Origin of the sequence: Mangrovicoccus algicola, assembly GCF_014903745.1 — a bacterium.
Lineage (GTDB): Bacteria > Pseudomonadota > Alphaproteobacteria > Rhodobacterales > Rhodobacteraceae > Mangrovicoccus > Mangrovicoccus algicola.
Window position 1 is genome coordinate 60,240 of the sequence record NZ_JACVXA010000003.1, and the last position, 12,513, is coordinate 72,752.

The 12,513-nt window shown below is 69.9% G+C and carries 10 protein-coding genes; 8 read left to right on the top strand and 2 right to left on the bottom strand.

Annotated elements, in window-relative coordinates; all coding sequences use genetic code 11:
- Positions 1–19 precede the first annotated feature (19 nt).
- The 5 genes from ICN82_RS01095 (at position 20) to ICN82_RS01115 (ending at position 5,014) form a co-directional block, all read left to right on the top strand.
- Positions 20–721, top strand: a complete 702-nt coding sequence (locus ICN82_RS01095) for a GntR family transcriptional regulator (protein ID WP_193178983.1) — start codon at positions 20–22, stop codon at positions 719–721.
- 111 nt (positions 722–832) lie between these two features.
- Complete coding sequence (locus ICN82_RS01100; protein WP_193178984.1) at positions 833–1,804, top strand: TRAP transporter substrate-binding protein; 972 nt, start codon at positions 833–835, stop codon at positions 1,802–1,804.
- Between the two features lie 54 nt (positions 1,805–1,858).
- Positions 1,859–2,386 (top strand): TRAP transporter small permease, encoded by a 528-nt coding sequence (locus tag ICN82_RS01105; RefSeq protein ID WP_193178985.1) that lies wholly within the window; start codon positions 1,859–1,861, stop codon positions 2,384–2,386.
- Complete coding sequence (locus tag ICN82_RS01110) at positions 2,386–3,666, top strand: TRAP transporter large permease (RefSeq protein WP_193178986.1); 1,281 nt, start codon at positions 2,386–2,388, stop codon at positions 3,664–3,666. The genes ICN82_RS01105 and ICN82_RS01110 overlap by 1 nt, the downstream gene beginning before the upstream one ends.
- Positions 3,667–3,670: 4 nt before the next feature.
- Positions 3,671–5,014, top strand: coding sequence for an MATE family efflux transporter (locus ICN82_RS01115; protein ID WP_193178987.1), 1,344 nt, complete (start codon positions 3,671–3,673; stop codon positions 5,012–5,014).
- A 9-nt stretch (positions 5,015–5,023) separates the two neighbouring features.
- Here ICN82_RS01115 and ICN82_RS01120 read toward each other — a convergent pair whose 3' ends face one another.
- A complete protein-coding gene (locus ICN82_RS01120) occupies positions 5,024–5,611 on the bottom strand; it encodes a TetR/AcrR family transcriptional regulator (protein WP_193178988.1) in 588 nt (195 codons plus the stop codon).
- Between the two features lie 113 nt (positions 5,612–5,724).
- On the opposite strand from ICN82_RS01120, the gene ICN82_RS01125 reads away from it, so the two are divergent.
- From ICN82_RS01125 to ICN82_RS01135, 3 genes are all read left to right on the top strand, one after another.
- The gene (locus tag ICN82_RS01125) at positions 5,725–6,939 is read left to right on the top strand and encodes a multidrug effflux MFS transporter (protein ID WP_226898193.1); all 1,215 of its coding nucleotides are present in this window, start codon (positions 5,725–5,727) and stop codon (positions 6,937–6,939) included.
- Between the two features lie 240 nt (positions 6,940–7,179).
- Positions 7,180–8,397 (top strand): NAD(P)/FAD-dependent oxidoreductase, encoded by a 1,218-nt coding sequence (locus ICN82_RS01130; protein ID WP_193178990.1) that lies wholly within the window; start codon positions 7,180–7,182, stop codon positions 8,395–8,397.
- A gap of 32 nt (positions 8,398–8,429) precedes the next feature.
- On the top strand, positions 8,430–9,701 hold the full coding sequence (locus ICN82_RS01135; RefSeq protein ID WP_193178991.1) for an aminotransferase class III-fold pyridoxal phosphate-dependent enzyme: 1,272 nt from the start codon (positions 8,430–8,432) through the stop codon (positions 9,699–9,701).
- Between the two features lie 362 nt (positions 9,702–10,063).
- Here the strand turns inward: ICN82_RS01135 and pheT are convergent, their stop codons facing one another.
- Positions 10,064–12,478, bottom strand: coding sequence for a phenylalanine--tRNA ligase subunit beta (gene pheT / locus ICN82_RS01140; RefSeq protein WP_193178992.1), 2,415 nt, complete (start codon positions 12,476–12,478; stop codon positions 10,064–10,066).
- Positions 12,479–12,513 lie beyond the last annotated feature (35 nt).

A 12,513-nucleotide genomic window follows, 5' to 3' on the forward strand; every position in this document is an offset into this window, starting at 1 on the left:
CGCACGCAATGGAGATCGCATGGCCAAGACTGCTGCTCTGCCCGCCGACAAACGGGTAACCGTCGACGAGATCGCGGATTACCTCTATCGGGAGATCACGTCGCTGCGGCTGCTGCCGGGGACGCGCATTTCGGAAACGGATATCGCGATGCGATTCGGCGTCTCGCGCCAGCCCGTGCGCGACGCCTTCCGCCGCCTGGAGACGATGGACCTGATCCTGGTGCGGGCCAAGAAGGCCACCGAGGTCCGCAAGTTCTCCATCCGCGCGATCGAGAAAAGCCGGTTCGTCCGGGCGGCGGTAGAGGCGGCCGCGCTGCGCCAGGCCGCGGCAATGTGCGATGCGGCCGGGGGATTCCAGCTGGATGCCTGCATCGCGCTTCAGCGCAAGGCCCTCGCAGAGAAGGACTTCGCGGGGTTTGCCGGGCTCGATTACGATTTTCACAAGACCATCTGCGAAATCGGCAAGGTCCCCTATGCCTTCGACGTCATCCGCAGCGAAAAGGAAAAGGTCGACCGCCTGTGCATCCTGGGCCTGTCCAAGGAGGATCGCATGCCGCAGCTGGTCGCCGACCATGAAGCCATCGCCACCGCGGTGAAGGCCGGGGATGCGGAACGTGCCGTGACTGCCGGAATGGCGCATCTCGGCCGCCTCGACGACACCATCGCCGCGATCCTCGTCCAGAGCGCGGCCTTCTTCGAGGATCTCGACCCGCCGTCCTGACCCATCGGAAAAACGATCCGGAATTTCACTTGTATCCTAGTTTTCATTCCTGCATGGTCCATTCCGGCGCGCGACGGGAGATGCGCGCCGACACATGCAGGGAGGAACAGCATGAAACATGTCCTTGGGGCAACCACCGCGGCCGTGATCGGCCTGGCCACCGGCGCGCAGGCACTGGATCTGCGCGGCTGGAACATCCATGTCGAGGATTACCCGGTCTCCATCGCGATGGAATCCTTCCTCGAAGAGGTCAGCGAAAAGACCGGCGGCGAGATTTCCGGCAAGGTTTTCCATAACGGGGTGCTGGGCGACCAGCCCGACGCGATCGAGCAGATGCGCCTGGGCGCCATCGATTTCGGCGAATTCAGCCTCGGCCCGATGGGTCAGGCCGTGCCCGAGACCAATGTCGTGTCGCTGCCCTTCATCTTCGCCTCCGTGCCGGACATGTACCGGCTGATGGACGGCGAGGTCGGCGCGGCCATCGGCGAGGGCATGAAGGCCAAGGGGATCATGCCGCTGGGCTGGTACACGGCCGGGGCGCGGTCCTTCTACAATTCCGAGCGCCCGATCACCGCCCCCGCCGATGTCGAGGGGATGAAGGTCCGCGTGATGTCCAACGACCTCTTCGTGCAGATGGTCGAGGCGATGGACGGCAATGCCACCCCCATGGCCTTCGGCGAGGTCTACCAGTCGATCAAGACCGGGGTCGTCGACGGGGCGGAGAACAACCCGCCCTCCTACGAATCCACCAATCACTACGAGGTGGCGAAGTACTTCTCGCTGACCGAGCACCTGATCATTCCCGAATGCCTGTGCATGAGCCTGAAGACCTGGGAGAAACTGACCCCCGAGCAGCAGGAGATCGTCCTGAGCGCCGGGCAGGCCAGCGCCACCTATCAGCGCGAACTCTGGGCCGAGCGCGAGGCGCAGAGCCTCGAGACGGTGAAGGCGGGCGGCACCGAGATCAACGAGATCGCCGACAAGGCCCCCTTCCAGGAGGCGATGACCCCGGTCTATGACGCCTTCCTGGCGGCGAACCCGGATCTGGCGGATATCGTCGCACTGATGCGCAGCCCCGAATAAGCAGACTGCCGGGCGGGGCGCCTGCCCCGCCCGCCTTGCCCGGAAGCCATATCCATGCCCCATCCCCCGGCCTATGTCCGGAGCATCGAGCGCGCCCTCGATCTCCTCCAGTTGCTGTGCCTCGTGCTCGCCTCGGCGGCGCTCGCGGTGCTGATCGCCAGCTTCGGCTGGCTCGTCTTCGGCAGATACGTGCTGAACGCCACCCCCACCTGGGTGGAACAGCTGGCGCTTCTGCTGATCTGCTACATCGCCTTTCTCGGCGCCGCCGCGGGCGTGCGCGATGACAGCCATATCGGCGTCACGCTGTTCCGCGACCTGCTGCCCGCCCGGGCGCAGAAACTCGTCATCATCGCCGTCGACCTGGCGCTCGCGGGATTCGGCATCGCGATGCTGGCCGCGGGGGCAAGCCTGATGGCCTTCGGCTGGGACACGCTTCTGCCCATGCTGAACCTGCCCGAGAGCGTCCGCACCGGCGCCATCACCTCGCTGGGCGCGCTTATGGCGGTCTTTGCCGGAACCCGCGCGCTGCTGCGCATCGTCCATTTCCGCAACTGGGCGCCCCGCGCGCCGGAGGACATCTGATGGGTCTCGCACTTCTTCTGGGCGTCTTCGCGCTTTGCGTGCTGGTCGGCATGCCTGTCGCCTTCGCCATGGGCATCGCCGCGGCCGGGGCCTTCTGGTATGACGGCTTTCCGCCGATCATGACCTTCCAGCGCGCCACTTCGGGGATCTCGGTCTTCTCGCTCCTGGCGATCCCGTTCTTCATCTTCGCCGGCGAGATCATGCTCCATGGCGGCATCGCCAAGCGGATCGTCGCCATGGCCTCGGCGCTGGTGGGGCATCTGCGCGGCGGCCTGGCCATGGTCAACATCTTCTCCTCCATGCTCTTCGGCGGCATCTCGGGCTCGGCCGTGGCCGATATCTCGGCGCTCGGCTCGCTGCTGGTTCCGGTGATGAAGGAGCGCGGCTATCGCCCGGATTTCGCGGTGAACGTCACCGTCACCTCCTCGATCGCGGGGATCGTCATTCCCCCCAGCCACAACATGATCATCTTCGCGGTGGCGGCCGGCGGCGGGATCTCGGTCTCGGGCCTGTTCCTGGCCGGGGTGATCCCCGGCATGCTGATGTGCATCTGCCTGGCCATCGCCGCCTGGATCCTGTCGGTGCGCCACGACTACCCGGCCGAACCCTTCCCCGGCTGGGCCACGGTGGGGCGCACGGCGCTGGACGCGATCCCGGGCTTCATGACGGCGGTGATCATCGTCGGCGGCACGCTGTCGGGCGTCTTCACCGTGACCGAATCCGGCGCCTTCGGGGCGATCTACGCGCTGGTGCTGAGCATCTTCTACTATCGCAGCCTCAGCTGGCGCAGCTTCTGCATGGCGCTGGCCGGGGCCGTGCGCACCACCGCCATGGTGATGGTGCTGATCGCCTTCGCCAGTTCCTTCGCCTACCTGCTGGCGCTCTACCAGGTGCCCGCGCGGCTGTCGGACCTGCTGGTCACCGTCTCGGAGAATCCCGTCATCATCCTGCTGATGATCAACGTGATCCTGCTGGTGCTGGGGATGATCATGGACATGGCGGCGCTGATCCTGATCTGCACGCCGATCTTCCTGCCCATCGCCAAGGGGCTGGGAATGGACCCGGTGCAGTTCGGCATCATGCTGCTGATCAACCTGGGCATCGGCCTGTGCACGCCGCCGGTGGGAACCTGCCTTTTCGTGGGATGCGCCGTCGGAAAGATCAGGATAGAACAGGCCATGAAATCGATCTGGCCCTTCTACCTGGCGCTTTTCGCGGCGCTCGTGCTGGTCACCTACGTGCCGGCCGTGTCGCTGTGGCTGCCATCCGTGATGGAGTAACGCGTTGAACGACTGGCGCGCCCTGCTGGGCATGTCCTGGCCGATGTGCCTGCGGATGCTGATGCTGCACGGCACGGTGGTGCTGGATGCCTGGCTGGTCGCCGGGCTGGGCGAGGCGGCGCTGGCGGCGATGGGGCTGGCCGCCGCGGTGGCCAGCCTTCTTCTGGGCGCGCTGATGGCCTTTTCCAACGCGGCGCAGATCCTCGTGGCGCAGGCCTGGGGCACGGGACGCCGCGAGCGGATGCAGGCCAACCTGGTCACCGGGCTGGCGGTCAATGGCGCGGTCGCCCTTCTCGGGCTGGCGCTTCTGGCGCTTCTGGCCGGGCCGGTGCTGGAGGCCTCCGGGCAGGGCGCGGCGATCCGGGCAGAGGCAGGACGCTACCTCGCGATCTTCTCGCTGGTGATCCTTGCCGAGGCCGCGGGGCAGAGCCTGTCCGCCTTCTTCAACGGGCGCGGCCTGACCCGCGCGCCCTTTCTCAGCTATGCCCTGACCCTGCCGGTGAATGTCCTGGTCTCCTGGCTGCTGATCTACGGCGTGGCGGGTCTGCCCGAACTGGGACTGGCGGGGGCGGCGATCGGCACCGCGCTGGCGGCGGTGCTGCGCGGCGGCTATCTCTGGGCGCTGACCCGGCGGGCGGGATACCGGCTGGGGCGGGCCGATCTGGCGGTGCTGCGCGGCGAATTGCGGCCGCACCTGGCCTTCTCCCTGCCCGTCGCGGCGACCTTCTTCAGCGCCCATGCCTCCAGCAGCGTCTGCATGCTGATCTATGCGCGCTACGATACCAGCTCCTTCGCGGCGCTGACCATCATCATGCCCTGGATCAATGTCGTGGGCACGCTGGGCATGGCCTGGGCGCAGGCAACCGGCATCCTGGTGGCACAGCGCCTGGCCCGGCGCATCCCGCGCGCGGAGATCCACGCGCTCCTGCGCCGCGCCGCCTGGGGGGCGATGCTGGCCAGCCTTGCGGTCTCGGTCTTCTACGGCACGGTGATCCTGGCCTCGCGCCGGTTTTACCCCACGCTGCAACCGGCGACCTATGCGGCGCTGGCCTCCTTCCTGCCCTTCCTGCTGCTGCTGCCCTGGCCCAAGAACCTCAACGCGATCTGCGGCAACACGCTGCGCGCGGCGGGGCGGACCATCTATGTCATGCATATCTTCCTGTGGTCGCAATGGCTGTTCAAGGTCCCCGCCAGCGCCGCCGCCGTGCTGTGGCTGAAGGCGCCCGTCTCCTGGGTCGTGGCCATCATGCTGCTGGAGGAGGTGCTGAAATTCCTCCCCTTCCATGCCGGGCTGCTGGGGCGCGACTGGTACGCGACCGCAACCGCGGATCGCGCGGCACGGCGCTGAACCCGGCGCTCAGCGGCCGAATATCTCGGCCGCGATCTCCCGCGCCAGCGCGGCATCCAGCTCCTGCCCGTTCAAGAGGCGGTACCAGAAGATACCGTGGACCAGTTGCGACAGGAGCCCCGGATCGCGATGCGCGGCGATCTCGCCGCGCGCCTGCGCCCGGATCAGCAGATCGGTGACGATCCTCTCGCGCGGCAGGACGAAGCGCGCGCGCAGCGCATCGCGGAAGACCGGGTCATGCTGGGCGGCGGCGATCAGGGCGCGCAGCGGATCGCCGTCCTGCTGCAGATGCCCGAGGACCTGCAGAAGGAACGCCTCCAGCCCCGCTTGACCCTCCGGCGGCGCCCCGCCGGGAAGGGCCGGCGCATTGCGGCCGGTTTCCTCGAACACCGCGTCCAGCACCAGATCCGCCTTGGTCGGCCAGCGATTATAGAGCGTCTGCCGGGCCACGCCGGCGCGCGCCGCGATGGCGGCGATGCTGACCCCGGCATACCCCTTCTCGCGCATCAGCTGCAAAGCAGCCTGCCGCACCGCCCGGCCAGCCTGCCGGTCCGGGGGGCGCCCGGCCTTGGGTCTCCTTGCCTCGCTTCCGCCCATTCCGCCCTCCGCTTGATTATTGGACTGTGGTCCACTAATTGTTCCGAAACCAGTCTTACCGCCCTTCGCAGATGGGCGAAACATCCACGATCCTCCCGCGAAAGACCCCGCGCTTGACCTCAGCCCCGCTCTCCCCCCGCCATGCCGCGGCCCTCACCGCCGTGCTGGGCCTTCTTTCGGTCTTTCCGCCGCTGGCGACCGATATGTACCTGGCCGCGATGGGCGACCTGGCGGCGGCGATGCAGGCCAGCCACGGGGCGGCGGAACTGTCGCTGTCGCTGTTCTTCCTCGGGCTCTGCCTGGGACAGCTGATCCTCGGCCCGCTCATCGACGGCCATGGCCGCAGGGGTCCGCTCCTGGCGGGCACGCTGGTCTTCGCCGTCACGTCGGCGCTGCTGGTGCGGGTGGAAGACATTGCCGTCTTCAACGCGCTGCGCCTCGTTCAGGCCATCGGGGCCAGCGCCGGAATGGTGGTGAGCCGCGCGATCGTCACCGACCTCTACGACGGCCGCCGCGCCGCCCGCGTCATGACCGTTCTGGTGATGCTGCTGACCATCGGGCCGATCGTTTCCCCCACCCTGGGAAGCCTCCTGCTGCAGGCCTTCGGCTGGCGGTCGATCTTCGTGACGATGACCGCGATCAGCCTGCTGGCGCTGGGGCTGAGCCTGTGGCTGATCCCCGAGACCCTGCCGCGGGGCGCGCGCGCCGCCGCCCCCTTCCGGCAGGGAGTTGCCGCGGCGAGGCGGCTCCTGCGGCAGCCGGGCTTCCGGACCCCGGCCCTGATCGCCGGGCTGGTCCAGGGCGGCATGTTCGCCTTCATCACCGGCTCCTCGGGCGTGTTCCAGGGGATCTTCGGGCTGGGCCCGGTCCGGTACGGACTGGTTTTCGCGGGGATCGCCGGGGCGCTGGTGCTGTTCGGCCATCTGAATACCCGGCTGCTGGCCCGTCACGCGCCCGGCCGGATCCTCGCCCTGGGGCTGCCGGTCTATCTGGCCGCGGCGGCGGCAGTGGTCCTGGTCTCGGGCACGCAGACCATCTGGGTTCTGGTCCTGCCGCTATGGATCGCGGTCGGCATGATCGGCCTGCTGAGCGCCAACGCGATGGCGCTGGCCATGTCCGAGACGCGCGGCGGCGCCGGGACGGGATCGGCCCTGCTGGGGGGCATCCAGTTCGCCCTGGCCTTCTCGGTCTCGGCCGGGGTGGCGCTCGGCGGCACGCACAGCGCGCTGCCGATGGGCCTGGGGCTGCTGCTGCCGGCGGCGGCGGCCATGCTGCTGTCACGGCAGGCGCCCCGGCTGCGCCCCGGCGCCGCAGACGCCGGCAGCTGAGCCGTCAGCGCGCGCGGCGGTCTTGCCTTTCCCGGCAGGCTTGGGTTCCATGGGGCGATGACAGGACGGCAATCCCGGTCCCGGCCCGCAGCAGGAGGAACACCCATGGCATCCCAGCGCGCAGCACCTGCCCGCCCGCCATCGACGCGTGCCGCAAGGAGGCACGCTCTGCGCCCGGCGGCGGCGCGCCGCCCGGGCCGGTCCGCCTAGCGCGCCCCGTCCTGCCGCCGCGGAGGCCCCATGACAGAGTTCGTCGTTCTCGGCGCCGGCATGGTCGGCGTCAGCACCGCGCTGGCGCTGCAGGCGCGCGGCCACGCGGTGACGCTGCTGGACCGGCGCAGCCCGGGACGGGAAACATCCTTCGGGAATGCGGGCATCCTGCAGGCCGAGGCGGCAGAGCCCTATGCCCTGCCCCTGGATGCGCGCAGCCTGGGCGGCATCCTGCTGGGGCGCACCAATGACGTGACCTGGACGGCGGGGGCAGTGGCGCGCTCGGCTCCGGCGCTGCTGCGCTATGCCCGCAATTCGCTGCCCGCGCGGCACCGGGAGATCTCCCGGACCTATGCGCGGCTGACCGGCCGGGCCACCCGCGATCACGCGCCCCTGATCGCCGCCGCCGGGGCGGAGGACCTGATCGCCCGCGACGGGTTCGCGGAGCTTTACCGCGACCCGGCGGCCTTTGCCGCGGCCGAGGCCGGCGCCGCGCGGCTGAGCGCCCGCTGGGGGCTGCGCCATCGCAGCCTCGACGGGGCCGCCTGGCGCCGCGAGGAACCGGCGCTGACGGCCGATCCGGCCGGGGTGATCCACTGGCTGGACAGCTGGAGCTGCCGCGACCCCGGGGCGCTGACCGCCGCCTATGCCCGGCTTTTCGAAACCCGCGGCGGCCGCATTGCCCGGGGCGATGCCGCGGATCTGGCGCAGACGGCGACGGGCTGGCAGGCCGGCGGGGTCACGGCGGAACAGGCGGTGGTGGCGCTCGGCCCGTGGTCGCCGCAGCTGCTGCGCAGGCTGGGCTACCGGATCGCGATGGTGCGAAAGGCGGGCTGCCACGGGCATTTCCGCATGCCGGTGCCGCTGCGGCGCCCCTTCCTGGACGCGGGTGCCGGGGTGGTCGCGGCCCAGATGCGCCAGGGGCTGCGGATCACCACCGGGGCGGCGCTGGTGGCGGGGGCGCCCCGCGCCGATCTGCGCCAGCTGGAGCATGGCCGCCGCAGCCTGGCAGGGATCCTGCCGCTGGGCCGGCGCATCGAGGAAGGGCAATGGTCGGGCACGCGCCCCTGCCTTCCCGACATGCTGCCCCTGGTCGGGCCCGCCCCGCGTCACCATGGCCTGTGGTTCAATTTCGGCCATGGACATCAAGGACTTACCCTTGGACCCACGACCGCGGAAATCCTTGCAGCACTGGCAGAGGACGGAAAGGCCGGCTACGAGCCACTGATTCCCGCTGGACGGCTCTGAGCCGCAGCCCCTGCCCCGAAAGGACCCGCCCCATGCCATGGACCGGCCCCGGCATCGACGACGCCCTCGCCTTCGCCATCGGCGCCTATCGCGAAAGGACGCCGCAAAGCCTGGCCGCCCTGGAGGCCGCCCGCGCGGTGATGCCCGGCGGCAATACCCGCAGCTCCCTGTGGACCGCGCCCTATCCGCTTTCCATCGCCTCGGGGGCCGGCTGCCGGATCGTCGATGTCGACGGCAATGGCTATGTCGATTTCCTGGGCGAGTTCACCGCCGGCATCTTCGGCCATACGGAGCCGCTTCTGGCCCGTGCCATCGCCGAGGCCCATGCCGACGGCATCGGCCTGTCCTCGCACACGCCCTACGAGACCCGGCTGGCCCGGCGGCTGGTCTCGCGCTTTCCGTCGATGGACCTGGTGCGCTTCGCCAATTCCGGGACAGAGGCCAACCTGATGGCCCTGACGGCGGCGCGGCGGGTCACGGGACGGTCGCGGATCGTGGTCTTTTCCGGCGGCTATCACGGCGGGGTGCTGAGCTTCGCGGCGGGCCATGCGCCGGTCAACGTGCCCTTCGACTTCGCCGTCCTGCCCTTCGACGATGCCCGCGCCGCCGAGGCCGAATTCGCCGCCCGCGGATCCGAGATCGCCGCGGTTCTGGTCGAGCCGATGCAGGGGGCCGGCGGATGCAACACCGCCTCTCCCGCCTTCCTGGCGGCGCTGCGCGAGCTGTGCGACATGCATGGCGCCGTGCTGATCTTCGACGAGGTGCAGACCGCGCGCATGTCGCTGGGCGGGGCGCAGGCGCGCCTGGGCCTCTCCCCCGACATGACCGTCCTGGGCAAGATCTTCGGCGGGGGGCTTGCCTTCGGCGCGTTCGGCGGGCGCCGCGACATCATGGAACAGTTCGACCCGGCCCGGCCCGGCGCGCTGCCCCATGCCGGAACCTTCAACAACAACCGCCTGGCAATGGCGGCCGGCGTCACCGCCTGCGACGCGTTGCTGACCCGGGAGGCGCTGGACGCGCTGTACCTTCAGGGCGAGGCGTTCCGCGCTGATCTCAATGCCTGTTTCGAGGCCCGCGGCGGGCTGTTCCGGGTCACGGGCATGGGCTCGATCATGAACATTCATGCCACCGGTCCGCAGGAGGAGGCGCGGCTGCGGCTCAGGCTGCTGCATCTGCGGATGATGGAGCGGGGCCAGTACTTCGCCGCGCGCGGGCTGATCGCCCTGTCCTTCCCCGTGGGCGTGGCAGAGACTGACGGCTTCCTCGCGGCGGTCGAGGATTGCATGCCGCTGGTGGCGGCCTGACGCGGCGCGCGGCGCCATCCGTCCACGACCGGCAGGGCCTGCCCTCCGGCGGGCCGGGCGCAGGCCGGTCCGCCGCCGGGATCGGGGCCCGGGCTCTTCGCGCTGCAGGGCCTTCCCGTCCCGGGGCTGCGAGGGCACGGGCGGGCCGCGCCTTCATCCGGCCTGCCATTGCCGCGATGGCCGCAATTCCGGGCACCGTGCCGCTGCCGGCGCGGCACCGGCATGGCGGTGCCGATCATCGGGGAACATGCCGGTTCCGCACCGGCCGGGTCAGGTTGGGCCCGCAGGTGACGGTCGTTCCGGCCCCCGCCTGGTGATCGCTCCGGCCCCCGGGCCGGCCCGAAGGCCGCCCGGGTGCGCGCTCAGCCGCGCAGCACGGCGCCGGTGGCCTTCGCGACCTTCTCGACGATCTTGTCGCTGACCGCCTCGATGTCCTTTTCGGTGAGGGTCCGGTCGACGGGCTGCAGGCGCACGGTCAGGGCCAGGGACTTCCTGCCCTCGCCCATCTGGGCCTCGGCCTTCGCGCCGGTGAACTCGTCGAAGACCCGCACCGACTGGATCAGCGCCTTGTCCGCCCCTGCAGCGGCATTGACTAGGCTCGCCGCCTCGACGGAGGCATCGACGACGAAGGCGAAATCGCGATCGACGGCCTGCAGATCGTTCAGCACCAGCGCCGGACGCGTCGTCACCGATTTCTTCGGCAGCGGCACCTCGGCAGGCAGCACGGTGAAGGCCAGTGCCGGTCCCTTGAGGCCGAACTGCTCCAGCACGCGCGGATGCAGCTCGCCGAACAGCGCGATGGTCTTCTTCGGACCCAGGCCGACGCGGCCCGAGCGGCCCGGATGGAACCAGTCGGGCGTGTCGCGGAAGATCTGCGCCTTCTCGGGCGCGCCGATGGCCGAGAGCACCGCCTCCATGTCCGCCTTGGCGTCATAGACGTCCAGCGCGCGGCGCGCGCCATGCGGGTCACGCGGCCCCGACTGGCCGACCAGCAGGCCGGTCACATGGGTGGACTGCTCCTCGGGTTCTCCGCCCGAGAAGGCCGGGCCGACCTCGAACAGCGCCAGGTCGGCGAAACCGCGCGCCTGGTTGCGCGCCGCGGCCATCAGCAGGCCGGGCAGAAGGTCGGGGCGCATGTGGCCGAGATCGGCGGAGATCGGGTTCTCCAGCGCACGGGCGGCGTCGCCGCCGCCGAAGCGCTCGGCCGACTTGCCGTCCACGAAACTGTAGGTGACGCATTCGTTGTAGCCCAGCGAGGCCAGCATCCGCCGCGCCGCCTGCTCGCGCCGCTGCTGCGGGGTCAGGATCGGTTTCGGCACCCCCGCCCGGGCCCGCGCCATCGGGCGGCCCTGGAGCTTGGTCAGCGAGGCCACCCGCGCGACTTCCTCGACCAGGTCCGCCTCGCCCAGGATGTCCGGACGCCAGGACGGCACGGCGGCCATGTCATCGGCGTCGAGCGCGAAGCCGAGCGCGGTCAGCGTCGCACGCTGGGTCTCGGGCGCGATCTCCATGCCGACGAGGCTCTGCACGCGCGCGACATCGAGCTTGTAGCTGCGCGCGACATCCGGAAGCGCGCCGGCCATGACGACCTCGGAGGCCTCGCCGCCCGCGATCTCCAGGATCATGGCCGTCGCCTCGTCCAGCCCGGAGGGCGTCCAGAGCGGGTCGATGCCGCGCTCGAACCGGTAGCGCGCGTCGGAATTGATCTTCAGCGCGCGGCCGGTCAGCGCGGTGCGGACCGGGTCGAAATAGGCGGCCTCGACGAAGACATTGACGGTCTCTCCGGTGCAGCCGGTGCGCAGCCCGCCCATCACGCCGCCGATGCTCTCGGGCCCCTCGGCATCGGAAATCACGGTCATGCCCGGCTGGAAGGTGTAGGTCTTCTCGTCGAGCCCGGTCAGCGTCTCGCCGCCCTCGGCCCTGTGCACGCGCAGCGACGCGCCGGTGATCTTGTCCGCATCGAAGACATGAAGCGGGCGGCAGGCATCGAAGGTGAAGTAATTGGTCACGTCGACGAGAAAGCTGATCGGCCGCAGCCCGATCGCCTTCAGCCGCTGCTGCAGCCATTCGGGAGACGGCCCGTTCTTCACGCCGCGGATCATCCGCCCGTAGAAGACCGGCGCCTGCCCGGCCGTGTCGGCGTCGATGGAAACGCTGACCGGACAGGGGAACGCTGCCTCGACCGGCCGCGGGGCGGCGGTCTTCAGCGTGCCCAGGCCGCGCGCGGCCAGGTCGCGGGCGATGCCGCGCACGCCGAGCGCATCGGGACGGTTCGGGGTGATGGCGATCTCGATCACCGGGTCGACCTTGGCGGGGTCATGCGCCGCCAGCCAGTCGGGGAAGCTCTGGCCGACCTCGCCGGAGGGCAGCTCGATGATGCCGTCATGGTCCTCGCCCAGTTCCAGCTCGCGCATCGAGCACATCATGCCGAAGCTTTCCTGGCCGCGGATCACGCCCTTCTGGATGGTGATGTCGATGCCCGGGACATAGGTGCCGGGGCTGGCCACGACGACGGTGATGCCCTCGCGCGCATTGGGCGCGCCGCAGACGATCTGGGTCGGCCCTCCGGCCGTCTCCACCTGGCAGACGCGCAGCTTGTCGGCATCGGGATGCTTCTCGGCCGCAACGACCTTGCCCAGGGCAAACCCCGCGAGCTTCTCCGCCGGATTCGAGATCTCCTCGACCTCGAGGCCCAGATCGGTCAGGGCATAGGCGATCTCGTCCAGAGATGCCGCGGTGTCGAGATGTTCCTTGAGCCAGGACAGAGTGAACTTCATGGTTTTCCCCTCACGGTCTTGGCCCGCCTCCTAGC